Raw genomic sequence first — 22687 nt, 5'->3', positions numbered from 1 at the left:
GCCGGCCCCACAGGAACGAAGGAGATCCTCGTGACCTACAGCACTCACACCCCATGGCAGCGTCGGGCGGTGCTTCTCGCCTCAGGCGGCCTTGCCGTCTCTCTCGGGCTCGCGGCCTGTGGATCGGGCACTGGACTCGGCGGATCTGATGAGGAGGCCTCGGACGGCGCTGCCGGCGAAGGCGAGCAGACCCTCACTGTCTGGCACTACTTCTCAGAGCCGAACCAGGTGGAGGTGATGGACACCTACGCCGAGATGTTCGAGGATGCCCATCCGGACGTCACGGTCGAGAACGCCTACGTCCCGTACGACCAGATCATGTCGAAGGTCGTCTCGGCCACGGGCGCCGGCGAGGGTCCGGACGTCGTGGTCTTCAACGGGGCCGAGACCTCGACGCTCGCCCTGGCCGATGTTCTCGTCCCACTCGACAACTACCTCGCCGACTGGGAAGACACCGACCAGCTTCCCGAGTCAGTCCTCCACTCGGTCAACGACCAGATCTACGGCGTTCAGGGGTACGTGAACCTGCTCGGTCTTTGGTACAACCAGGACATTCTCGACGAGATCGGCGTCGAGCCACCGCAGACGATGGACGAACTGGAAGCGGCGATGCAGGCGGCAGTCGAGGCCGGCTACGAAGGCATCACCATGACCGGACTCCCACAGGGGCAGGGCGAGTGGCAGGCCTACCCGTGGCTCTCCCACGACGGTTTCAGCTACGACTCCCCGGATGCGGGCGCGCTCGAGAGTGCGTTCAGCCGCGTCAGCGGCTGGGTCGAGTCCGGCTACCTCTCCCCCGAGGTCGTCAACTGGGATCAGACCGTGCCCTTCCAGGAGTTCGCCGCGGGGGACATCGCGTTCGCCGAGAACGGCAACTGGCAGATGGGCGCCGCTGAGGACGCCTCCTTCGAGTACGGAGTCGTCCCCCTCCCGCTCGACGACTCCGGCCAGGTCTACCTCGGTGGCGAGGGCCAGGGCATCACCGCCAATGCCGATGACCCGGATCTCGCCTGGGAGTACCTCACGACGACGTACCTCTCCGTGGAAGGACAGGTGGCGGCCACCGAGACGGTCGGCTACATCCCGTCCCGCTCCGATGCGGCCGAGGACGAGGCGGTCACCAGCGACGAGCTCCTCTCGGCCTTCACCGAGACCGTGGCGGCCTACGGAGCCAGCTATCCCGCGCAGTCCATCCCGCCGGAGTCCGTGCCGGACGTGCAGCTCGCAGTCGGTCAGGCCTGGAGCGCCGTCCTGGGCGGGCAGCAGGATCCCGAGGAGGCCGCCTCCCAGGTGATCGCCGACCTCGAGCCGCTACTCGCCGAGCAGTGACCGCAGCGAGCGCGGGAGGCGTGCCGTGACCACGGCGACCACCACACCACCCGCCCGGCGCCCAGGGCCAGGCCAGGCCAGGAAACGCCGACGGCGCCTCTCCCCGCACGCGCCGTTCGCCCTGCCCGCCGTGGTGGTGCTGGGACTGTTCTCGCTCTACCCGCTGATCCAGCTGCTGCGAATGAGCGTCTCAGACGTCTCCACCAGCAACCTCGGCCAGGACTGGGCATTCGTCGGTCTGCAGAACTATCTCGATGGCTTCGCCTCCGGGGCGACCGGGGACGCCCTGGCACGCACGGCGATCTTCGTCCTCGCGGTGACGATCCTTGGCATGATCGGGGGGTTCGCTGCCGCAGCCGCACTGCGCACCAAGGGCTGGTGGTCCTCCGTACTGCTCTCCCTGATGGTCTTCGCCTGGGCCCTGCCCCCGGTGGTGAACGGATCGGTGTGGAAGTTCCTGCTAGCGAGCGACGGCCTGGCCAACTCGATCGTCACCGGTCTGGGGTTCTCCGAGCGCCCGTTCCTGTACGACCAGTACTGGGCACTCGGGTCGGTCGCCGTGGTGAACGCATGGGCGGTGATCCCGTTCAACACACTTGTGTTCCGGGCCGCGCTGCTGCAGATCGACCGGGAGCAGTTCGAGGCGGCCGCCCTGGACGGAGCGAGCCGGTGGCAGGAGGTCCGGCACATCATGCTCCCGGCGGTGCGGCCCACCAGCCTGGTGCTGCTGATCCTGACCGTGGTGTACGGCTTCCGGTCCTTCGACTTCATCTACGTGATGACCTACGGAGGCCCGGGCACCGCCACCAATACCTTGCCCTTCCTCGGATATCTGCAGGCGTTCACCCGCTACGACTACGGCCTCGGGGCCTCAACCTCGGTGCTCGCCGTGGCGATGGTGCTCCTGCTCGCGGTGGTCTACGCCCGCTCGATCCGACGAGAGGAGACCCGAGGATGAACGAGCGCACAGGGCCCGTGACCGGCCTCATCAAAGTGCTCATGACACTCTTGTACGGGGTCCCCCTGTTCTGGATCGTGCTCACCTCCTTCAAGGGCTCGGATGAGGTGTTCGGGCCTGCGTTCTCCTTCAGCCCCACCCTGGACGCCTACCGCGACATGATCGGCCCACAGCTGTGGAGCTCCCTGCAGCAGTCGGTGGCGATCGCCGTCGGAACCACCGCCTTCGTACTCCTCATCGCCGTGCCCGCCGCCTACGCCGTGGCGCGCGTGAGCGGATGGGTCTCGATGATCGGGCTGGGACTGTTGATCGTGTTCCAGATGAGCCCGCAGACGGCGAACGTGATCCCGCTGTTCCAGATCTTCGGCGAGTGGCGCATGCTCGACTCCACGGCAGGGGTAATCGTCGCCGATACCGCACTGCTGACCCCGTTCGCGGTGATGCTGCTGCGGCCGTTCTTCCGGGCCGTCCCGCCCCAGCTGGAGGAGGCGGCCGCGATCGACGGTGCCGGGGTGATGCGCATCTTCGCCACCGTGGTGCTACCGATCGCCCGGAACGGGGTGTTCACGGTAGGCACCCTGGTGTTCCTGCTCTCCTGGGGGGAGTTTCTCTACGCCGTGAACTTCTACCTTTCGCCCGGTCAGTACCCGCTCAGTGCCCTACTGGCGCAGCAGGTTTCCGCCTTCGGCATCAACTGGCCCGGACTGATGGCACTCTCGGTGCTCACCTCGATCCCCATCCTCATCGTGTACCTGCTCGCCTACGGCCAGCTCCGCGACGGTCTCGCCGCGGGCTCGGTCAAGTAGGCCCCTCGACCAAGGAAGCCCATGTCTGTCACACCCACCACACACTCCGCTGGATTGCCCGTGATGCCCGCTCAGGGCGCCGTCCGGCCACTCGGAGGGCCCCAAGTCGCCATCGAAGGAGGCTTCTGGGCTCGCCTGCAGGAGTTGAATGCCACCACGATCATCGACCATGCCCAGGATTGGATGGAGCGGGTGGGATGGATCGGCAACTTTGACGCTGCCGTGGCGGGCACGATCACCGAGGTCCGGCGAGGCCGGGAATTCTCCGACTCCGACGTGTACAAGCTGATGGAAGCGATGGCCTGGGAGATCGGCCGTACCGGCAGCACCACCCTCGACGAGCGCTTCCGTGCGCTCACTGCACGGATCGCCCCGGTTCAGACCGGCGACGGCTACCTCAACACGAAGTTCGGCCGTCCCGGGCAGCGCCCCCGGTATTCCAACCTCGAGTGGGGGCACGAACTGTACTGCTACGGGCACCTGTTCCAGGCCGCGGTCGCGCGGCTACGGACCACCGGCGAGGACGACTTCGTGCGGCTCGCACTGCGCGCGGCCGACCACGTGTGCACAGAGTTCGGCCCGGACGGCCGAGCCCAGGTCGGTGGGCATCCCGAGGTCGAGACCGCGCTGGCCGAGCTCGCCCGCGCCACCGGCGAGCAGCGGTACCTGGACCAGGCGGCCCTGTTCGTGCAACGCCGCGGAGGTGGCACTCTCGCCGACATCGAGCTCGGGCGTTCCTACTACCAGGACGACGTGCCGGTCCGTGAGGCCACGGTCGCGCGCGGTCACGCCGTGCGGGCGTTGTACCTGGCCGCAGGCGCCACCGACGTGGCCGTGGACACCGGCGATGACGAGCTGCTCGAGGCGTTGCTCGAACAGGCGCGCACCACACTGGCGCGGCGCACCTATCTGACCGGCGGGATGGGAGCCCGGCACACCGGAGAGGCCTTCGGCGAGGACTACTCCCTGCCCCCGGACCGCTCCTACTCCGAGACCTGCGCCGGTATCGGCGCCATCCAGTACTTTCAGCGACTGCTGCTCGCGACCGGCGACCCGGAATGGGCGGACCAGATCGAGCGGATCCTGTTCAACGTCGTCGCCACGTCCCCGGCGGAGGACGGGCGTAGCTTCTTCTACTCCAACACCCTCTACCGCCGTGAGGCCGGCGAGCCCCCTGCGGTTGACGTGCCGAGTCCACGGGCGGAGTCGAGCATGCGGGCCCCGTGGTACGACGTCTCCTGCTGCCCCACGAACGTCGCCCGCACTATCGCCTCGCTGGATGCCTACGTCGCCACAGCGAGCGAGAACGGACTGCAGCTGAACCAATACGCGTCGGGAACGGTCACCGCTGAGCTGGCAACCGGCACGGTGGCGGTGCACGTCGAAACCGACTACCCCGAGTCCGGGGCCATCCGGATTCGGGTCGAGCGCAGTCCCGACGGCGAGTGGACCCTCTCCCTGCGGGTGCCGCAGTGGGCCGCGGGTACCACCGTCGAGATCGATGGCCACGTACAGGAGGTCGAGCCGGGGTATGCACAGGTCGAAGCCCCGCCGGCAGGGGCCGAGGTTGTCCTCACGTTGCCCGTCGCGCCCCGCTGGATCTGGCCGGATGACCGGATCGACGCGGTGCGCGGGCAGGTCGCGGTGCAGTGCGGACCGCGGGTCTACTGCCTCGAGGGCATCGATCTGGCAGGAGAGATCGGCGACGTCCTGGTCGATTCCTCACGTCCACCGCAAGGTGGGCCGGGAGACGTGACGGTCAATGTCAGGACCGCCACGCACCCGGACGTGGCCTGGCCCTACACGTCGGCACCTCAGCATCCCGAACTGACAGATGTGCGTCCGGTCCGCTTGGTGCCCTATCACTCCTGGGGCAACCGTGGCCCGTCCTCGATGCGGGTGTGGCTGCCGACCACCTGACCCGGCTGCTACAGCGCCCGCAGCGCCCGACTCAGGTCCGCCTGCAGGTCCACCACATCCTCCAGCCCGACCGAGAGCCGCACCGTGGAGTCGGTGATCCCGACGGCGTAGCGCTTCTCCCGCGCGATCTTCGAATGCGTCGTGGTGGCCGGGTGGGTGATCAGCGACTTGGCATCCCCGAGGTTGTTGGAGATGTCCACCAGCTGCAGGGCGTCGAGGAAAGCGAACGTGCGCTCCTTGATCTGCTCCTGCTCGCCATCGACGTCCAGGTCGATCGTCACCACCGTGCCTCCGCCGCTCATCTGGGCTCTCGCCAGCTCGGCCTGCGGATGGGAGTCCAGGAAGGGGTAGCGCACCGCACGCACCCCCGGCTGGGACTCCAGCCATCCCGCGATCTCCAGCGCCGCGGCGGTCTGCGCCCGCACCCGTACGGCAAGCGTCTCCAGTCCCTTGAGCAGCACCCAGGCGTTGAACGGGCTCAGGCTCGGACCGGTGTTGCGGATCATCTGCTTGACGGGCCCCTCGATGTAGTCCCGGCTGCCGAGGATGGCCCCGCCCAGCACCCGGCCCTGGCCGTCGATGTGCTTGGTGGCCGAGTACACCACCACGTCCACGCCCAGCTCGTGCGGGCGCTGCAGGATCGGGGTGGCGAAGACGTTGTCGAGGATCACGGTGGCCCCCGCCCGATGGGCCAGCTCGCACACCGCCTGCACGTCCACGATGTCCTGCATCGGGTTCGAGGGCGTCTCGAACAGCACCACGTCGGCCGGGGTGGCCAGCGCCGCCTCCCACTCCTCGATCCGGTGGGCGTTCACGTAGTCCACCTGCACGCCCCACCGGCCGAGGATGTCGTCGAGGACCACGAAGGTGGAGCCGAACAACGCATTCCCAGCCACGATCCGGCTGCCCGAGGAGACCAGGGCGGCCAGGGAGGTGAACACGGCGGACATACCGGTCGCCGTCGAGAAGCAGGCCTCGGACCCCTCGAGCAGGCGCAACCGTTCCTCGAAGGCGGCCACGGTCGGATTGCCATAGCGGGAGTAGATGAACCGGTCGGCCTCGCCCGCGAACGCGGCTTCGGCGTCGGCGGCGTGGTCGTAGACGTACCCCTGGGTGAGGAACAGCGGCTCGGAGGTCTCACGGAACTCGGTCCGTTGCTGCCCGCCGCGCACGGCGAGGGTGGCCGGCCCGAGCCCCTCGGGCAGACTGGCGTGCGGGCGCGGATCACTCACGACGGCGCCCGGTTCAGCTCTGCGTCCAGGGCAGGCCGTCCGCCCGCCACCCGACCCAGCCACGGTGGCCCTCGGTGTCGGTGGGCCCCTCGAAACCGTCGCTGACGTTGTACGCCGGGCCGAACCCGGCGGCCGTGGCCGCCTCCGCGGCGGCGATGGAGCGCTGTCCGCTGCGGCAGATGAACACCAGCGGCTTGCCGTCCCCGGCCGCGTACCCGGCACGGCTCAGCTGGTCCAGGAACGCGGGGTTGCGCGAGCCGTTCGGGAAGGTGTTCCACTCGATCAGCAGCGTCGGCCGGTCGATCTCGTCCGTGCGCGGCACACCGACGAAGGACCACTCGGCCTGCGTGCGGACGTCCACGAGCGCGGCGTCGGGGTGCTCGGCCAGGAGCGCCCATGCGTCCTTGGGGTTCAGGTCACCTGCATAGCTCATACGGGCCGCACCTCCGCGTTCGGTCGTTCGTCGTTGGTGGGCCACCGCACCGCCTGTGCGGCGATGACCCTGCTGCCGTCGAAGGTCACCGACGGCGACCCGTACAGTTCGTAGCCCTCCTCGAGGGCATCGCTGACGCGCTCGCAGAAGGCCGCGTCGTCAGGACCGGTGAGCAACCGGTACCGGTGGCCAGGAGGTCCGGCGGGGCCGCCCCGGCCATGTGTGCCCGGACCGTTCGGGTGCCCGGTCGTGTGCTCGGTCATGCGCTCCTCCATCGGTTCTGGCGGTAGCACCTTCGGGCGAGGTTGCTGCAGCGTCATCGAGCCAGATCTCTCGGCTGCTCTGGATGGTCCCCTGCATCGTAGGTCGGCGATCGCCGGGCTGTCATGTCACTGTCCGCGCCCGCCCACGGATCGGACAGTAGGCTGCGTGGTAGGTGCAACACGGTCGGCCGTCAGGACACGATCGTGATGAACCCGGAAAGTGGGGGCAAGATGCGCGACCGCAAGCGTCTCGGAGCCACGATGGCGATCCTGACGACCGCTGGTCTGACCGCGTGCGGGGCGATCCAACCCGAGACACCGGGCGCACCACCTCCCGACGACAGCATCGTCGCCTGCGAGGACGTCACACCGCTGCGCGCTCCCGATGAGAACTACCGGGACGATCCGGTGTACGTGGGCAACGACCAGCCCGTGGAGGAGGTCCGTGCGTGGGCGCAGGACCTGCCGGGCTATGCCGGGATCTGGATCGACCGCGAGCACAACGGCTGGGTGTCGGTGGCGTTCACCCAGGATGTCGCCGAGCGCCGCACCGAGGTCGCCGATGAGTTCAGCGACGAGGGGGTGGCGGTGGTCGAGGCCCTGCACACCGAGGAGCAGCTGGCCGACCTCGCCGAGCGGGTGCGCACCGAGGGACCCGAGGGCGCGGTGAGCAGTCTCGCACCGGAACCTCAGCTGGGCGTGGTCGCCGTCGAACTCAGCGTCCTGTCGGAGGAGAACCTGCAGGCGATGGAGGAGTTCGTCGACGAACCGCTGTGCGTCTCGGGGCCGGAGCCCGAGGAGGTGGTCGAGCCCGGTGAGCAGCCCACCGAGGGGGAGCAGTGGCGGCTGCTCGGAGAGGAGCAGACCGGGGAGGTCTATCGCACCGGGGTGGCCACGACCGAGTCGCAGTACGCCGACCTGTGGGAGCAAGCCGGGATGAGCGGCGAGGTGCCGGCGTTGGACCTGGAGAGCGAGATCGCCGTCTGGTTCGGTGCCGTGTACGGCTCCAGCTGCCCGATCCGGCTCGACGACGTGGTGGCGACCGGCCGGGTGCTGCACGCCGAGATCGTCGTGCCCGGCTCACCGGGAGCCTGCACCGAGGACGCGAACCCGCACGCCTTCGTCGTGGCCGTCCAGCGTGAGGCCCTTCCCGAGGGCCCGTTCCACGTCCAGCTCAGCGCCGAGGACCCGCCCGCCGGGGTGCCGGAGGAGCGCACCGTCGTCTCGGCCGACCTGTCCACGCCGGGCAGCACCGCCACGGCGGATCAGATCGGCACCGACCCCGACCTGATCGATGCCGCGGACGAGCAGGCGCCGGCGCGCAGCGGCGACACGATCGAACCGGGCCGCGTCTGGCCCTACCGGCTGGTGGTGAACGAGGCGTGCGACATCCGGCGCCTCGGCCGCCTCAACGACGTCGACTGGGTCACCGACGATCCCACCCTGCCCGCGGCGTGGGCGCCGTTGGTCACCGGCGGCGAGGTCGAGGTGGAGGTGATCCTGACGGAGCGGACCGAGGCCGCCGGGCCCACGCTCGAGGCCAGTGCCGAGGGCACCACGGTCGAGTACCGGCCAATGCGTTCGGACGATCCCGCCACCTGCTGAGGACTCACCACGTGAGACAGCAACGCCGCCGGATGGACGAGCACCCCGGTGGACGTGGCACTCTAGGAGCCAAGGTCATGAGCGCCAGCGCGAAGCCCCGGCTCGCTGGCCGGCAACCCTCCAACCGCGGTGGGGTGCCCCGGGTGACGACCTGGCCGGCGTCGAGGTGGCGCCCGGCAAGCGCGGGCCCTCAGGGTCCGACGGACCTTGGAGGATCACATGTCGCAGCAGTCCCTGCTCCCCCTCGTCGGCGCCGACACGGCCGTGCCGCTCACCGTCCCCCGCGAGGGTGAGTGGACGATCGGCTACGCCAACCTCGACTACGCCGCGAGCGCACCCGCGCTCACAGCCGTGGCCGACGCCGTCTCTCGCGCGCTGCCGCTCTACGCGAGCGTGCACCGCGGCGCCGGCTACCTCTCGCAGGTCTCGACGGCGCTCTACGAGCAGGCACGCGCCGCCGTCGGGCGCTTCGTGGGAGCCCGTGAGGGCGACGTCGCGGTGATCACCCGCAACACCACCGACTCGTTGAACCTGCTCGGCGGATGCGTGCCGGGGCGGGTGCTGGTGCTCGACATCGAGCATCATGCCAATCTGCTCCCGTGGCAGCGCCACGGCGCCGACGTGCTCGCCGCGCGCGCCACCGTCGCCGAGACCGTGACGGCCCTGCGCGAGGCCCTGGCCGAGGGGCAGTACGCCCTGGTCGCGATCACCGGTGCCTCGAACGTGACCGGTGAGTCGCTGCCGGTGACCGAGGTGGTCACCGCAGCGCACGAGGCGGGAGCCCGGGTGGTGGTCGACGCCGCCCAGCTGGCGCCGCATCGCCTCTTCTCGCTGCAGGCCACCGGCGCCGACTACGTGGCCATCTCCGGCCACAAGCTCTACGCCCCCTACGGTGCGGGTGCGCTGGTCGGGCGCCGAGACTGGCTGGACGCCGGCACCCCGTACCTCGCCGGGGGCGGAGCGGTGACGAACGTGGCCCTCGAGGAGACGGTCTGGGAGCCGGCCCCGCAGCGACACGAGGCCGGGAGCCCGAACGTGATCGGCGCGATCGCGCTCGGCGTGGCCTGCACCCAGCTCGAGGCGGTGGCCGAGCGCCTCGCCGAGCACGACTCCCGGCTGCGGGCGCGGCTGGTGGCCGGACTCGAGGCGCTCGAGGGCGTGCAGGTGCTGCGGCTGTGGCCCGACTCGGCCGAACCCACCGCCGTCGTCTCCTTCAGCGTGCCCGGCCACGACGCCGGGCTGGTCGCCGCGTACCTCTCGGCCGAGCACGGGATCGGGGTGCGGGACGGGCGGTTCTGCGCCCACCCGCTGCTCGCGGCCCGGGGGCTGGAGGCGGGACTCCGAGCCAGCATCGGCCTCGGCACCACCGACGAGCACGTGGACCGGCTGATCGCCGGGATCGAGAGCTACCTCACCACCGGTCCGCAGGCCTCCTACGAGGTGGTGGGCGGGCGGTGGCAGCCCCGCGACGACCAGCGCGAGCTGCCCGCGGCCCTCGGCCTGCTGCAGGACCTGCACGCCGAGGCGGACGCGCCGTCGGTGCTCGCGACCGCCGCAGCCGGTGCCGGGTGCGGACCGGCCCCGAGCACCGCGCCGACGGTCGCGCAGGTGCTCGCCGGCGCCCACTGACCCCACCGGCGCCGCTCGAGGGCCAGGCACACTAGCCTCGCTGCATGGTGACCGACATCCTGGGTGAGCCCTGGCAGCAGCAGACCCTGCCGCTGCGACCCGACGCCGGAGGCGAGGCCGTCGCGACCCTGGTCAGCGCGGGGACTCCGAGCTCGACCCGCGCGGTGCTGTACCTGCACGGCTTCACCGACTACTTCTTCCAGACCGAGCACGCCCAGGCGTGGCTCGATGCCGGCTACACCTTCCACGCCCTCGACCTGCGCGACTGCGGCCGCTCGATCCGGCCCGGCCGCCCACCGAGCTTCGTGGCCGACCTGCGCACCTACGACGAGGAGATCACCCTCGCACTGAACCGGCTCCGCGCCGGCGCCGAGGAGGTGGTACTGCTGGGGCACTCCACCGGCGGGCTGATCGCCTCCCTGTACGCCTCCGACCACTCCGGCGCCGTCGACGCCCTGGTGCTGAACAGTCCCTGGTTCGACCTGAACTCCTCCTGGCTGAACCGGGTGGTCACCACCCGGATCGTCGATGTGCTCGGCGGGCGCTGGCCGATGCTGCGGGTGAGCACCCTGGGCGAGGCATACGGCCGCAGCCTGCACGTCTCCGCCGGTGGGGACTGGGACTACGACCTCACCCGCAAACCCATCGAGGACGTCCCCGTCCATGCCGGCTGGTTGCGGGCCGTGCGGCGGGGCCACGCCCGCATCGCCCGCGGGCTCGACGTCCAGGTGCCCGTGCTGGTGTGCACCTCCGGGCGCAGCGGCCACCCGGGCCACCCGAGCGCCGCCGACCTCGCCGGCGCCGACTGCGTGCTCGACGTGGAGCAGATGTGGGCCCGCGCGCCCCGGCTGGGGCCGGACGTCAGCGTGCGCCGGTTCGACGGCGGCCGCCACGATCTCGCCCTCTCGAGCCCGCGGGTGCGTGCCCGGTATGTGCAGACCGTCCTGGACTGGCTGGCTCGCCGGCTGCCCGCCGACGGGACCGGCTCGCTATCCTCACCCTCGTGACCACCCTCCCGCGGCCCGCCGACGTCGCCCATGCGGGGGACCCGTTCTCCTTCCGCGCGCTCGTGGTGGAGCTGGTGGCACTGCTGGCGACCACCGTCCGGCTGCTGCGCACCCACGGGTTCACCGTGCTGGTGCTGGCGCTGGTCGGTGTCACCGTGCGCCTCTACCTGCAGGACCTGTCCGTCCTGGCCGGCCGCCTCGGTGCCGTGCCGGGGATGCTCACCCTCACCCTGGTGCCCTTCGCCACGCTGCTGACCACTGTCGCGATCCTGCTGGTGCTGCGCCGCCGTGCCCGCTCGCGCAGCGTCGTGCGCGATCTCATCGCCGCGCTGGGCAGCGTGCTCGTGCCGTTCCTGGTGGTCTACGAGAGCGGCGGCGGGCTGCGCGAGGACGGGCGTACCTACTCCCTCGCCGGCCTCGAGGACGACTTCGCCCGGATGGACATCGGCGACGTCGACGGCACCGCCCGGCTCGCGGACGCCACGTCCCCGATCGTGCTCGCGATCGTCGTCGTGGCGCTCGTGCTGCGCCGCATCGGGTCCCAGCTCGTCGAGCGCGACTCGCTCTGGCACGACCAGGAGGCACCGGTCCGGATGAGCCTGCGGATCGTCGTCGGCTACTTCGAGCTGGTCTGGATCGTGCTCGGCGCCGGTGTGATCGGCTATCTCGTCAACGGTGTCAACGGCTGGTGGCACTCCCGGGTGATCGCCCGGGCCGTCGGAGCCTGGTGGGACGGGGTGACCCTCGTGCTGCCCTCCCTGGGCGGTGTCGTCTCCTGGCTGATCGGAGCGGGCGGCGCCGTGCTCGCCGGCGCGGTAACGGCGATCGTGGTGCCGCTGGCGTGGCTGACGATCGGCCTGGTCATCTACGGCGTGCGCACCTCGGAGCTGGTCAGCGCCGCCGACCTCTCGGCCAGGGTCCCGTTCTCCGGCCGCTTCACCGACCGGGCGCAGGACCCACGCGTGGCGCGCGCCTGGGAGCGGATGAGCCAGCCGGAGGGCCGGTTCGGGATGCTCATGGCGGGCCTGGGGTTGATGGTCCGCTCGGGGTGGGCGCCCCTGGCTGCCTACAGCCTCCTCTACCTGCTGCTCACCTTCGTGCCCTACGCGGTGTGGGGCCTCTTCCGCGCGATCGTGCCGTGGATGGACGGGCTCGCATGGAACGCATGGTGGGAGCCGCTGACCATCGCCTCCGACATCGCCACCATGGTTCTGACGGCGACCCTGCTCGCTGCGACCGCCGACCGGCTCCTCGCCCGGCTCGGTGCACCCACCGCCCTGCGTCTGCCCGCCCGCCCGGTGCGCTGACAGCCCTGCGCACCGGTCGGAGGTACTCAGGGCTACTGCGCCACCGGCAGCCGGACGTACTGCGGATACAGCAGCGTCGTCTCGATCCGCACCGCCGCCGGCTCGGCATCCGCGGGCAACAGCACGAGCAGGTGCTGCACCTCCGGAATCGGGTCCTCCCCCTCCTCGGGGACGGCCACGCTCAGCGACCACTCGTACCCGTCGGCACTGAACGGCACGTGCTCGCCCGCCGCGAACTGCCGCCCGTCGGCGGTCTCCACCAGCACCTCCATCGAGACCAGCTCCTCCTGCGTGGTGGTCACGGCGAGCGAGGTACGCCAGGCCTCGAAGCCCTCCGGTGGCGACCACGGCGTGTCCCACTCGGTCACCCGGCCGGCTGGTTCGAGACCGACGAGCTCGACCTGCACACCGGCGAAATCCTCACCCGGACCGATCGCCTCGTGCGGACCGGTCGGCCACCAGTTGACCCGCGCCTCGCGCGTGACCTGCCAGCCCAGTGCCACCAGGGCGAGCACCGCGACAAGTACGAGCAGGCGAGGAGTCCGCAGACGACCGCCGGTGGGACTCATCGCGCTCATCGCTCCCCCGCCTCGAGGAGCTCCGGCTCCGCCAGCACCGCCGACTCCTCGGAGGCCACGTCCTCGACCGTCACCCGGGTCGTGGCGTATCCGACCGGTGCGTCCTCGGAGAGCGAGCGCCGGAAGGGCCAGACGAACAACGTCATCTCACCGACGGAGTCCGAGGCCACCTCGAACGCGACCTCGCCGCGCATCCAGGTATCGGGCGCGACCGGCCATCCCGAGACCGGGGACCGGTTGGAGACCGTGTACATGCGTCCCTGGGAATCGCGCAGCCCCATGGAGGCCGAGTACTCGGGCGAGCGGACAGCGGCGTAGGACAGATCGACGATCACCCAGCGGCCGGCGGTCGTGAGCAGCTCACCGTCGTCCTCGAGCGTCTGCGCCGCCCGGGCACCATGCACGTGAACCCGGTAGTTCCCGACCTCCACGTCCTCCCCGAGCGAGAACGGCGTGCTCACCGAGCCCGAGGGGGACGTCCGCTCGTCCAGTGCGTTCACGCCGACCCCCGCCGCGAGCACGAGGACGACGCTGACCACGAGCGACACCCGCGCGGGCCTCACTCCTCCTCCACCAGCGTCGGCGGCGGCGCATCGATCGGGACCGACACCACACCGAGCAGCGCCTCGGGCTGCCAGAGCGTGCTGCCGGGATCGAGGAAGCTGGCGCTCGCAAGGACGGGATAGAGCTCGACCTCGAGGCTCCCGCCCGCCCCCGCCTCCTCGACCGGCCACAACAGCGCCACCTCCACCGCGACATCGGGTGGGAGGCCGACGAGGACCGAGGCGTCGCTGACGACCATCGTCATCCACGGCTGCTCCTGCGTCGCACCCACCCCTGGCACCCGGAAGAGCTCCCGGCTGAGGATGACCTCGTCCCGGCCGGGGTTGACGACCTCGACGACCAGGCCCGCCCACGCAGAGGCCCCCTCGGGCAGCCCGGAGGAGTAGACCTCGTCCGAGACGAAGGAGGAGACCACCACGGCGTCCACCTGCCCCAGCTCGACCCGCTCCCCGACGTCGTAGCGCTCCACCTGGACCTCGTCCGCGGTGGCGAAACCACCCACGGTCGCCACTCCGACCGGCGCCAGCACCACACCGAGGGCGAGCCCGACGCCGACCTGCCGCCACCGCGTGGCCGTCGCCCGCGCCCAGGCGTGGGACAGCCGCGCGCGCGCAGGTGGGGGGCTCATGACGCCACAGTAGCGAGCAGGACCGGCACCGGCGGCACCGTGCACGTCCTACGATGGCCTCACCCCTCGACCCAGGAGACCACGTGGCCACCAGGACGATCGTCGATCTGACCGACGACCTCGACGGCACCGAAGCCCAGCACACCGTGCGCTTCTCGCTCGAGGACGCCGTCTACGAGATCGATCTCAACGGCGCCAACCGCGACAAGCTGGTGCGCGCGCTCGCGCCGTACGCCGCAGCGGCCCGCCGGGTACGCGGGGGCGTCGCCGAGGGCGGGTCCGTCCGGGACGAGACACCGGTCGACACCCGCGCGGTGCGGGAGTGGGCGCGCTCGCGCGGGATCACCCTGCCGGCCCGCACACGCGTGCCCGCCGATGTGATCGAGCAGTTCCGCGCCGCCGGCAACTGAGCCCGTCGACCGCTGCGGAGGCTGACGTGGGCGCACGGGTGCGGACCTGATGGATCCCGACGCCCTCATCCGCTGGCTCGATCTGACCGGGGTGCTCTTCAACGCGATCCTGGGCGGCGTGGTCGCCCGGGCCCACCGGCTCGACCCGATCGGGTTCGCGGTGCTCGCGATCCTCTCCGGCCTCGGCGGCGGCATGATCCGGGACACGCTGCTGCAGGCCGGGCCACCCGTGGCGTTGACCGACAACGCCTACGTGCTCACCGCCCTGGCCGGTGCGGTGATCGCCTTCGCGGTGCGGCTCGAAGGGCGCATCTGGGACCGCGCGTTCCCGCCGATCGATGCGCTGGCACTGGGCCTGTGGGCCGCGGTGGGGGCGCAGAAGGCGCTCGCCGTCGGGCTCGGCCCGCTGGCCGCGGTGATGCTCGGGGTGGTCACCGCCGTCGGGGGCGGCTTCGTCCGGGACGTGGTGATGCGCCAGGTCCCCCGGATCCTGGGACGGTCCACCCTGTACGCCACCTGCGCGCTCGCCGCAGCCGTCCTGGCCACCGCCGTCACCCTGCTCGGCGCCAGCACCGTCGGCGGTCTCGCCGGTGCAGGGCTCGGCGCCGTGCTGTGCCTGCTCGCCCAGTGGCGAGGGTGGGTGCTACCGGAGGCGATCGGGTGGAAGCCACCCCGTCCGAGCTTCCGGCGATGGCGGAGCCTTGCCGGTCGCGCGGTGCGCCGTCGGCGCCGCTAGGTAACAATCCGGACACATTGTCGCCCGACCCAGCGCCCTGACCTGCACCGATGCACACCGGAGGGTCGCACGGGCGCTGCTGCGCCGCTGGTGAGGCTTGACGGCTCACCTCCATCGAGCGCACCATGACTCACGTGTGGAAGCGCTCCCACCCCTGCAGGTGGGAGCGCTACCACGGCACCGAAGCCCACACAGACAAGGACGTCATCATGAGAACACGCACCCGGATCCTCGCGGCGAGCACGAGCATCGCCGCGATGACAGCGCTCGCCGCCTGCGGCGGCGGTGACAGCGGCAGCGAGTCCGAGGACACCGGCTCCGCCGGCTCCGACGACGGCGAGGCGGTCACGCTGACCGTCGCCACCTTCAACCAGTTCGGCTACACCGAGGAGATGCTCGACCAGTACGAGTCCGAGCACCCGGGCGTGACGGTCGAGCTCGTCACCGCGGACACCTCCGAGGCGGCGCGCACCAACCTCACCACGAAGATCGCCGCCGGCGGCGAGGGACTGTCCGACATCGAGGCGATCGAGGTGGACTGGCTGCCCGAGCTGATGCAGTACCCGGAGCTGTTCGTCGACCTGACCGACCCCGAGCTCGAGGACCGCTGGCTCGACTGGAAGGTGGCCCAGGCCACCACCATCGACGGCCAGCTCATCGGCTACGGCACCGACATCGGCCCGGAGGCGATCTGCTACCGCCAGGACCTGTTCGCCGACGCCGGCCTGCCGACCGACCCGGCCGAGGTGGCCGAGCTGCTCGGTGGCGAGGGCGCGAGCTGGGAGGACTACTTCGCCGCCGGACGTGAGTTCGTGGCCGCCTCCGACGCGGCCTGGTTCGACGGCGCCCAGCCGACCTACCAGGGCATGGTGAACCAGCTCGAGGCGGCCTACGAGGATGCCGGCACCGGCGAACCTGTCGACCTCGCCTCCAACTCGGCCGTGCAGGACCTCTACCAGCAGGTCCTCGCCGCCTCCGTGGACGACGGGCTCTCCGCCGGCCTGGAGCAGTGGACCGCCGACTGGGACGCCGCGTTCCAGAACGACGGCTTCGCCACCATGCTGTGCCCGGCCTGGATGACCGGACCGATCGAGGAGCGCGCCGGTGGGATCGACGGCTGGAACGTGGCCGATGTGTTCCCCGGTGGCGGTGGCAACTGGGGCGGGTCCTTCCTGACCGTGCCGGCCTCCGGCGCCAACACCGAGGCGGCCACCGAGCTCGCCGCATGGCTGACCGCACCGGAGCAGCAGACCGTGGCGTTCGAGAACGCCGGCACCTTCCCCTCGCAGATCGAGGCCCAGTCCTCCGAGGCGGTCCAGGCCTTCACGAACCCGTTCTTCAACGACGCTCCGGTCGGTGAGGTCTTCACCTCGCGCGCCGAGGCGATCGAGGGAGCACCGTTCAAGGGCGCGAACTACTTCGCGATCCACCAGGCCGTGCAGGACGCGATCCTGCGGGTCGACGTGACGCAGGAGCAGGACGCCGAGACCAGCTGGGACGGCGCCCTGGAGTCGTTCAACTCACTCGGCCTGATGTGACCCGACCGCCGGGCCGGCTCGATGAGCCGGCCCGGCACCGGGTCGCACGCCGCGCCCCGCGCTCTGCTCCACTCCGCCCCGTCGCCACAGGAAGCCACCGATGACTGCCCTGAAGACCCCCGCACCCGCACCCACCCGCGGCAGGCCCGACCCCCAGCCGCCGCGGCGGGTCGGCTTCTCGCAGCGTCTGGGCCGCTGGGACGTGAAGTTCTCGCCCTACCTCTACATCTCCCCCTTCTTCATCCTGTTCGCTCTGGTGGGCGCGTTCCCGCTGGTGTACACCGCCTACGTCTCGGTGCACGAGTGGAACCTCCTCGGTGGCCAGGGCGAATTCGTGGGCCTGCAGAACTTCACCGACGTGCTCGGTCAGGCCGTGTTCTGGAAGTCGGTGGCGAACACCTTCTCGATCTTCATCCTCTCGGCCGGCCCCCAGCTCGCCCTCGCGATCACGATCGCGGCGCTGCTGGACCAGAACCTGCGGGCGGCGACGTTCTGGCGGATGGGTGTGCTCGTGCCCTATGTGGTCGCACCGGTCGCCGTCTCGATGATCTTCGGCCGCATGTTCGCCGACCAGTACGGCCTCGTCAACGCCGTGCTCGGCGGGATCGGGCTCGACGCGGTCGGCTGGCACAGCGACCGCTTCGCCAGCCATGTGGCCATCGCGACGATCGTGAACTTCCGCTGGACCGGCTACAACGCCCTCATCCTGCTGGCCGCCATGCAGGCGGTCCCACGTGAGCTCTACGAGGCCGCCGTCATCGACGGCGCCGGCCGGCTGCGGCAGTTCTTCTCCGTCACCGTGCCGCAGATCCGCGCCACGATGGTGTTCGTGGTCATCACGGCGACCATCGGCGGGATGCAGATCTTCGACGAGGTCCGCATGTACGACGCCCAGGGCCTGGGCGGGCCCAGCCGGAACTGGATGACCACCGTCCTGTACCTCTACGACGTCGCCTGGGGCAACCAGAAGAACTTCGGGCGAGCGGCCGCCGTCGCGTGGTTGCTCTTCCTGCTGATCGTGTGCATCGGCCTGATCAACTTCTTCCTCACCACCCGTATCGCCACCTCTGACGGCGAACGTCCCGCCAGCAGGCGCCGCACCAAGGAGCTGATCGCCCGGGCGCAGGCGGCCTCCCAGGCCCGCGCCGCCGGTGCCGACGCTGCGCACCGTGCCGAACCGGCTGAACCCGCCGACCCCTCCCCACCGGATCCCGGCCCCGACCGGCCCGGAAGTCAGACCACGCCAGGAGGAGACCGATGAGCTCGGTACCCGTCACCGCCCAGACCGCCGGCAAGGCGGCCGCCCGGGCCGCCGCCCGCCGTCAGGAGCGCCTGGGCAGGCACGACCGTCCGAACCGCACCGGCCGCGCCGCCCGCGCTGCCTCCCGCCGGCCGGGCTGGGTCACCTACGCCCTGCTCGCACTCGCACTGGCGATCTCGATCTTCCCGCTGTACTACACGCTGGTGCTCGGCTCCTCCACCCAGCAGGAGATCTCCCAGCGGGCCATCCCGCAGTGGCTGCCGGACCTGAGCCTGTTCGACCGGTTCGCCACCGTCATCAGCGCCACCCAGATCAACTTCTGGAAGGCGCTGACCAACTCGATGATCATCTCGGTGACCGCCTCGCTGTCGGTGGTGCTGTTCTCCACCCTGGCCGGCTTCGCCTTCGCCAAGCTGCGCTTCGCGTGGCGGCGCGGGCTGCTGGTGTTCGTCATCGCCACCATGGCGGTGCCCACCCAGCTGGGCGTGATCCCGCTCTACATCCTCATGACCGACCTGGACTGGGTCGGCAAGCTGCAGGCGGTCATCGTGCCGGCGATGCTGTGCCCGTTCGGGGTGTTCTGGATGACCCAGTACCTCTCCTCGGCGCTTCCCTACGAGCTGGTCGAGGCGGCCCGGGTGGACGGTGCGTCGATGTTCCGCACCTTCCGGTCCATCGCCCTGCCGGCGGCCCTGCCCGCGGCGGCGATGCTGTTCCTGTTCTGGTTCGTGATGCAGTGGACGATGTTCTTCTGGCCCTCGATCGTGCTGAACTCCCAGAACCCGACCCTGCCGCTGGTGGTGCAGTCGCTGCAGGGTCAGTACTTCACCGACCACTCGCTGGTGATGGCCGGGATCTTCCTGGTCACCTTCCCGCTGCTGGTGATCTTCGCGATCGTCGGCAAGCAGCTCGTGGCCGGGATCATGACCGGTGCGGTCAAGGGCTGAGAGGACGACCATGACGACCTCCGATCTCACCCATGCCCTGGCGTCCTCCGTCCCGTTCACCCCGTCGCGGCCGCTCGAGCTGCCCGCCACCGCTCCGGTGCGCTTCCCTTCCGGCTTCCGCTGGGGAGCAGCCACCGCCGCGTACCAGGTGGAGGGCGCCGCCCGGGAGGACGGCCGCGGACCCTCGATCTGGGACACCTTCTGCCAGGTGCCCGGGGCCACCCACGGCGGCGCCGACGGATCCGTGGCCTGCGACCAGTACCACCGCTACCCCGCCGACATCGCGCTGCTGCGTGAGCTGGGCATCGGCTCCTACCGCTTCTCCACGGCATGGTCGCGCGTCATGCCCGACGGCCGCCGGGTGAACCAGGCCGGGCTGGACCACTACTCGCGCCTGGTCGATGAGCTGCTCGGCGCCGGGATCGACCCGTGGCTGACCCTCTACCACTGGGACCTGCCGCAGGCGCTCGAGGACGAGGGCGGCTGGCCCGTGCGGGAGACCGCCTACCGGTTCGCCGAGTACGCCGCGGTGATGCACGAGGCGCTCGGCGATCGCGTGCGGACCTGGACCACGCTGAACGAGCCCTGGTGCTCGGCGTTCCTCGGCTACACCGCCGGCGTGCACGCCCCCGGGCGGCAGTCCCCCGCGGACGGTCTGGCGGCGGCCCACCACCTGCTGCTGGGGCACGGGCTCGCCCTGGGCGAGCTGCGCCGTCGGGACGGCGGGGCGAGGCTGGGGATCACGCTGAACTTCACCGTGGCCGATCCCCATGACGCCGGCGACCCGGCCGACGTCGACGCGGCGCGGCTGGAGGACGGGTTCTTCAACCGGATGTTCCTGGACCCGATCTTCTGCGGCTCCTACCCGGCCGACATCCTCGAGGACGTGGCACACCTGGGGCTGACCGGCCACATCCGTGCGGGGGACCTGGACCTCATCTCGGCCCCCATCGACGTGCTCGGCGTCAACTACTACAACGGCTCGGCCGTCTCCGCCCGGCCCGACCCGCAGGTCCAGGCGGGAAGCAACCGGCCCGACGGCGTCCGTTCCGCCGAGGAGGCGGGTCACCGCGTGGTCGGGGCACCCCAGCCGGTGGGGGGTGTGCACCACCGCGGCCGCGGGCTGCCGACCACCGACATGGGCTGGGAGGTCCAGCCGGAAGGGCTGACGCGGCTGCTGCTGCGACTGCAGTCCGACTACACCGGCCCGCGCGGGACGCCGATGGTGGTCACCGAGAACGGCGCGGCCTACCCGGATGTGGTCGGCCCCGCCGGCGAGGTGGATGACCGCGACCGGGTCGCCTACCTGGACGCCCACCTGCGGGCCGCGCACGCGGCGATCGAGGCGGGTGCACGGGTCGAGGGCTACTTCGTGTGGTCGCTGCTGGACAACTTCGAATGGGCCCTGGGCTACACCAAGCGGTTCGGGATCGTCCGGGTGGACTACGGGAGCCAGCAGCGCACCGTCAAGGCCTCGGGCTGGTGGTACGCCCGCACGGTGGCCGCGAACGGGCTGGCCGGCCCAGATGAGACCGGCGGCGCCGGCGATGCTGACGATACGGGCCCGCCGCGATGACCCTCACGCGGCTACGCTCGGGTCCCATGCCGACCGTGACCCTGGATGACGTGGCCCGCTCCGCGGGGGTCTCGCGATCGACGGCCTCCCGGGCGATCAACGGCGGCCGGAAGGTCTCCCCCGAAGCCCAGCGCGCCGTGGACGACGCGGTCGCGATGCTGGGCTACTCCCCCAACCCGGCGGCGCGCACGCTGGTGACGAGGCGGACCGGCTCGATCGCGCTCGTCATGCCCGAGCCGGACGCCCGGATCCTCTCCGACCCCTTCCTGGCAGGCCTGCTGCGGGGGGTCAGCGACGGGCTGATGGGCACCGACCTGCAGCTGGTGCTGCTGCTCTCCCGGCGCGGAGAGCGCCCCGGACGCACGGCGCAGTACCTGCGCGGCGGGCACGTCGACGGTGCGATCGTGGCCTCCCACCACAAGCAGGACCACCTGGACGACCAGCTGGCGGGCGCCGCCCTGCCGGTCGTCTTCGTCGGGCGCCCCTTCAGCGACACGGGCCTGCACTACGTCGACACCGACAATGTCGCCGGGGGCGCGATCGCCGCCACCCGGCTGCTGGAGCGCGGCTGCCGGCGGATCGGGACCGTGAGCGGGCCGATGAGCATGACCGGGGGCGTGGACCGGCTCGAGGGTTGGCGCCGGGCCGTGAGCGAGGCCGGGCTGGCCACCGATGCCGTCACCCACGGAGACTTCACCGTGGAGAGCGGGGCACGGGCCACCGCCGAACTGCTCCAGGCCCACCCCGGGCTGGACGGGATCTTCGTCGCCTCGGACCTCATGGGGGTCGGCGCGATGCAGGTGCTGGCCGAGCGAGGGCTACGCGTCCCCGAGGACGTCGCGGTGGTGGGCTATGACAACCTCGGTGTCGCCGAGCGTACGACCCCGCGGCTGACCACGGTCTACAACCCGCTGGTGGAGATGGTGGCCGCCGCCACCGGCACGCTGCTGGCGATGGTCGACGGCGGACCGGCGCCCGCCGCCCCCCAGGTCCTGACCCCCGCGCTCGTCGAGGGTGGCACCGCCTGAGCTGCCCGCCGGCTCAGCGTGCGGGCGCCGGCCGGGGCGCCTGCCTCGCCGTGACCCGGATCGTGTAGAGGCTGCTGGTGGCGGTGATGAACAGGTCCTGCCCGTCGGGACCACCGAAGCACACGTTCGAGACGGTCTCCGGCACCGCGATCGTCTCCACGTGCTCACCGCCGGGGGTGAGGATCTGCACGCCGTCCCCGGCAGAGGTCCAGATGCGGCCCTCGGTGTCGATGCGGAAGCCGTCGGAGGCGCCGGGGCGGACCGTGGCCAGGACCCGGCCGTTGACGCAGGCGGGCGAGCCGCCGTCGGGTCGTTGCACGTCGTAGGCGCGCAGGTGCCTGGCGCCGTCGCCGGTGTCGGAGACGTAGAGGATGCTCTCGTCCGGTGAGAACGCGAGCCCGTTGGGGTGGATCATGTCGGTGATCGGGGCGGTCAGCTCGCCGGTGGCCTCGTCGTAGCGGAAGACGTAGCACCCGCCGTACTCCTGGGGTGCCTGGCGGCCCTCCTTGTTCGTGAGGATGCCGTAGGGCGGGTCGGTGAACCAGATCGCGCCGTCGGAGGCGACGACGACGTCGTTCGGGGAGTTGAGGCGGTGCCCCTGCCAGGAGTCGACCAGGGTGACCGGGGCGGGGCTCTCGTCCGGGCTGTCACGCTCCACCGCGCGGCGCCCGTGCGAGCACTGCACCACGGCACCGGTCAGATCGTGGGTGCGGCCGTTGGTGTACTCGGCTTCCTTGGAGTAGACACGGGTGCGCCCGGAGGTGAGGTCGTGCTCGAGGATGCGGTTGTTCGGGATGTCGCTCCAGCGCACCCGGCCGGCGCTCTCGGGGCCGGGCAGCCAGATCGGCCCCTCGGCCCAGACGCTGCCGGTGTACAGGCGGCGCAGCCGGGCGCCGGGCTCGATGCACGTGTCCATACGCCTCATGCTGGCA

At 71.0% G+C, this 22687-nt stretch carries 22 protein-coding genes and 2 riboswitches; of the genes, 15 read left to right on the top strand and 7 right to left on the bottom strand.

All coding sequences use genetic code 11. The features are described from left to right. The first annotated feature begins 30 nt into the window (after positions 1-30). From LQF12_RS03655 to LQF12_RS03640, 4 genes are read left to right on the top strand one after another with little or no spacing between them, the layout of a single operon-like run. A complete protein-coding gene (locus tag LQF12_RS03655) occupies positions 31-1329 on the top strand; it encodes a sugar ABC transporter substrate-binding protein (protein ID WP_231054644.1) in 1299 nt (432 codons plus the stop codon). A 25-nt stretch (positions 1330-1354) separates the two neighbouring features. After that, positions 1355-2287, top strand: coding sequence for a carbohydrate ABC transporter permease (locus LQF12_RS03650; RefSeq protein WP_231054643.1), 933 nt, complete (start codon positions 1355-1357; stop codon positions 2285-2287). Positions 2288-2328: 41 nt separating this feature from the next. Beyond that, entirely contained in the window at positions 2329-3093 is a 765-nt protein-coding gene (locus LQF12_RS03645; RefSeq protein WP_231054642.1) for a carbohydrate ABC transporter permease, read from the top strand. Between the two features lie 21 nt (positions 3094-3114). Beyond that, positions 3115-5013: a glycoside hydrolase family 127 protein gene (locus LQF12_RS03640; RefSeq protein WP_231054641.1), complete on the top strand. Its 1899-nt coding sequence runs from the start codon at positions 3115-3117 to the stop codon at positions 5011-5013. 8 nt (positions 5014-5021) lie between these two features. Here LQF12_RS03640 and LQF12_RS03635 read toward each other — a convergent pair whose 3' ends face one another. Genes LQF12_RS03635 through LQF12_RS03625 form a run of 3 tightly spaced genes read right to left on the bottom strand, consistent with a single transcriptional unit; the run spans position 5022 to position 6941 of the window. Continuing rightward, entirely contained in the window at positions 5022-6245 is a 1224-nt protein-coding gene (locus tag LQF12_RS03635) for an O-succinylhomoserine sulfhydrylase (protein ID WP_231054640.1), read from the bottom strand. 13 nt (positions 6246-6258) lie between these two features. Beyond that, positions 6259-6678, bottom strand: coding sequence for a rhodanese-like domain-containing protein (locus tag LQF12_RS03630; RefSeq protein ID WP_231054639.1), 420 nt, complete (start codon positions 6676-6678; stop codon positions 6259-6261). Beyond that, positions 6675-6941 carry a DUF1737 domain-containing protein gene (locus LQF12_RS03625; RefSeq protein WP_231054638.1) on the bottom strand — a complete coding sequence of 89 codons (267 nt, stop codon included), beginning with the start codon at positions 6939-6941 and terminating at the stop codon, positions 6675-6677. Before LQF12_RS03625 ends, LQF12_RS03630 begins: the two co-directional genes overlap by 4 nt. 5 nt (positions 6942-6946) lie before the next feature. Next, positions 6947-7031, bottom strand: a riboswitch (SAM riboswitch). A 114-nt stretch (positions 7032-7145) separates the two neighbouring features. Between LQF12_RS03625 and LQF12_RS03620 the strand changes: the two genes are divergently transcribed. The 4 genes from LQF12_RS03620 to LQF12_RS03605 all read left to right on the top strand — a co-directional run bounded on the left by LQF12_RS03620 (position 7146) and on the right by LQF12_RS03605 (position 12489). Beyond that, positions 7146-8546, top strand: a complete 1401-nt coding sequence (locus LQF12_RS03620) for a hypothetical protein (protein WP_231054637.1) — start codon at positions 7146-7148, stop codon at positions 8544-8546. Between the two features lie 73 nt (positions 8547-8619). Continuing rightward, a riboswitch (SAM riboswitch) is annotated at positions 8620-8735 on the top strand. A gap of 30 nt (positions 8736-8765) precedes the next feature. Then, positions 8766-10175: an aminotransferase class V-fold PLP-dependent enzyme gene (locus tag LQF12_RS03615; protein WP_231054636.1), complete on the top strand. Its 1410-nt coding sequence runs from the start codon at positions 8766-8768 to the stop codon at positions 10173-10175. A gap of 44 nt (positions 10176-10219) precedes the next feature. Beyond that, the gene (locus LQF12_RS03610) at positions 10220-11182 is read left to right on the top strand and encodes an alpha/beta hydrolase (RefSeq protein WP_231054635.1); all 963 of its coding nucleotides are present in this window, start codon (positions 10220-10222) and stop codon (positions 11180-11182) included. Next, positions 11179-12489: a hypothetical protein gene (locus LQF12_RS03605; RefSeq protein ID WP_231054634.1), complete on the top strand. Its 1311-nt coding sequence runs from the start codon at positions 11179-11181 to the stop codon at positions 12487-12489. The genes LQF12_RS03610 and LQF12_RS03605 overlap by 4 nt, the downstream gene beginning before the upstream one ends. A 32-nt stretch (positions 12490-12521) precedes the next feature. Here the strand turns inward: LQF12_RS03605 and LQF12_RS03600 are convergent, their stop codons facing one another. Genes LQF12_RS03600 through LQF12_RS03590 form a run of 3 tightly spaced genes read right to left on the bottom strand, consistent with a single transcriptional unit; the run spans position 12522 to position 14259 of the window. Then, positions 12522-13067 (bottom strand): hypothetical protein, encoded by a 546-nt coding sequence (locus LQF12_RS03600; RefSeq protein ID WP_231054633.1) that lies wholly within the window; start codon positions 13065-13067, stop codon positions 12522-12524. Continuing rightward, the gene (locus tag LQF12_RS03595; protein WP_231054632.1) at positions 13064-13615 is read right to left on the bottom strand and encodes a hypothetical protein; all 552 of its coding nucleotides are present in this window, start codon (positions 13613-13615) and stop codon (positions 13064-13066) included. The genes LQF12_RS03600 and LQF12_RS03595 overlap by 4 nt, the downstream gene beginning before the upstream one ends. An 11-nt stretch (positions 13616-13626) precedes the next feature. Continuing rightward, positions 13627-14259, bottom strand: coding sequence for a hypothetical protein (locus LQF12_RS03590; RefSeq protein ID WP_231054631.1), 633 nt, complete (start codon positions 14257-14259; stop codon positions 13627-13629). A gap of 83 nt (positions 14260-14342) precedes the next feature. Between LQF12_RS03590 and LQF12_RS03585 the strand changes: the two genes are divergently transcribed. The 7 genes from LQF12_RS03585 (at position 14343) to LQF12_RS03555 (ending at position 21755) form a co-directional block, all read left to right on the top strand. Beyond that, positions 14343-14669 carry a histone-like nucleoid-structuring protein Lsr2 gene (locus tag LQF12_RS03585; RefSeq protein ID WP_231054630.1) on the top strand — a complete coding sequence of 109 codons (327 nt, stop codon included), beginning with the start codon at positions 14343-14345 and terminating at the stop codon, positions 14667-14669. 49 nt (positions 14670-14718) lie between these two features. Beyond that, positions 14719-15405 carry a trimeric intracellular cation channel family protein gene (locus LQF12_RS03580; protein WP_231054629.1) on the top strand — a complete coding sequence of 229 codons (687 nt, stop codon included), beginning with the start codon at positions 14719-14721 and terminating at the stop codon, positions 15403-15405. 209 nt (positions 15406-15614) lie between these two features. After that, positions 15615-16943 carry an ABC transporter substrate-binding protein gene (locus tag LQF12_RS03575; protein WP_231054628.1) on the top strand — a complete coding sequence of 443 codons (1329 nt, stop codon included), beginning with the start codon at positions 15615-15617 and terminating at the stop codon, positions 16941-16943. A gap of 100 nt (positions 16944-17043) precedes the next feature. Beyond that, complete coding sequence (locus LQF12_RS03570; protein ID WP_231054627.1) at positions 17044-18204, top strand: carbohydrate ABC transporter permease; 1161 nt, start codon at positions 17044-17046, stop codon at positions 18202-18204. Then, positions 18201-19151 carry a carbohydrate ABC transporter permease gene (locus LQF12_RS03565; protein ID WP_231054626.1) on the top strand — a complete coding sequence of 317 codons (951 nt, stop codon included), beginning with the start codon at positions 18201-18203 and terminating at the stop codon, positions 19149-19151. The genes LQF12_RS03570 and LQF12_RS03565 overlap by 4 nt, the downstream gene beginning before the upstream one ends. A gap of 10 nt (positions 19152-19161) precedes the next feature. Continuing rightward, positions 19162-20727 carry a glycoside hydrolase family 1 protein gene (locus tag LQF12_RS03560; protein WP_231054625.1) on the top strand — a complete coding sequence of 522 codons (1566 nt, stop codon included), beginning with the start codon at positions 19162-19164 and terminating at the stop codon, positions 20725-20727. A gap of 26 nt (positions 20728-20753) precedes the next feature. Continuing rightward, positions 20754-21755: a LacI family DNA-binding transcriptional regulator gene (locus LQF12_RS03555; RefSeq protein ID WP_231054624.1), complete on the top strand. Its 1002-nt coding sequence runs from the start codon at positions 20754-20756 to the stop codon at positions 21753-21755. 13 nt (positions 21756-21768) lie between these two features. Here LQF12_RS03555 and LQF12_RS03550 read toward each other — a convergent pair whose 3' ends face one another. After that, positions 21769-22671 (bottom strand): SMP-30/gluconolactonase/LRE family protein, encoded by a 903-nt coding sequence (locus tag LQF12_RS03550; protein WP_231054623.1) that lies wholly within the window; start codon positions 22669-22671, stop codon positions 21769-21771. Positions 22672-22687: the final 16 nt, after the last annotated feature.

This window comes from Ruania suaedae (assembly GCF_021049265.1).
GTDB classification, from domain to species: domain Bacteria; phylum Actinomycetota; class Actinomycetes; order Actinomycetales; family Beutenbergiaceae; genus Ruania; species Ruania suaedae.
The sequence above is the reverse complement of the archived record's forward strand: the minus strand, read 5'-3'. Positions and strand labels throughout refer to the sequence as shown.

Coding starts and splice junctions, on each gene's coding strand:
- LQF12_RS03590 (WP_231054631.1), bottom strand. CDS start 14,259: ATGAGCCCCCCACCTGCGCGCGCGCGGCTGTCCCACGCCTGGGCGCGG.
- LQF12_RS03640 (WP_231054641.1), top strand. CDS start 3,115: ATGTCTGTCACACCCACCACACACTCCGCTGGATTGCCCGTGATGCCC.
- LQF12_RS03600 (WP_231054633.1), bottom strand. CDS start 13,067: ATGAGCGCGATGAGTCCCACCGGCGGTCGTCTGCGGACTCCTCGCCTG.
- LQF12_RS03560 (WP_231054625.1), top strand. CDS start 19,162: ATGACGACCTCCGATCTCACCCATGCCCTGGCGTCCTCCGTCCCGTTC.
- LQF12_RS03565 (WP_231054626.1), top strand. CDS start 18,201: ATGAGCTCGGTACCCGTCACCGCCCAGACCGCCGGCAAGGCGGCCGCC.
- LQF12_RS03555 (WP_231054624.1), top strand. CDS start 20,754: ATGCCGACCGTGACCCTGGATGACGTGGCCCGCTCCGCGGGGGTCTCG.
- LQF12_RS03625 (WP_231054638.1), bottom strand. CDS start 6,941: ATGACCGAGCACACGACCGGGCACCCGAACGGTCCGGGCACACATGGC.
- LQF12_RS03630 (WP_231054639.1), bottom strand. CDS start 6,678: ATGAGCTATGCAGGTGACCTGAACCCCAAGGACGCATGGGCGCTCCTG.
- LQF12_RS03610 (WP_231054635.1), top strand. CDS start 10,220: ATGGTGACCGACATCCTGGGTGAGCCCTGGCAGCAGCAGACCCTGCCG.
- LQF12_RS03550 (WP_231054623.1), bottom strand. CDS start 22,671: ATGGACACGTGCATCGAGCCCGGCGCCCGGCTGCGCCGCCTGTACACC.
- LQF12_RS03570 (WP_231054627.1), top strand. CDS start 17,044: ATGACTGCCCTGAAGACCCCCGCACCCGCACCCACCCGCGGCAGGCCC.
- LQF12_RS03575 (WP_231054628.1), top strand. CDS start 15,615: ATGAGAACACGCACCCGGATCCTCGCGGCGAGCACGAGCATCGCCGCG.
- LQF12_RS03580 (WP_231054629.1), top strand. CDS start 14,719: ATGGATCCCGACGCCCTCATCCGCTGGCTCGATCTGACCGGGGTGCTC.
- LQF12_RS03645 (WP_231054642.1), top strand. CDS start 2,329: ATGACACTCTTGTACGGGGTCCCCCTGTTCTGGATCGTGCTCACCTCC.
- LQF12_RS03615 (WP_231054636.1), top strand. CDS start 8,766: ATGTCGCAGCAGTCCCTGCTCCCCCTCGTCGGCGCCGACACGGCCGTG.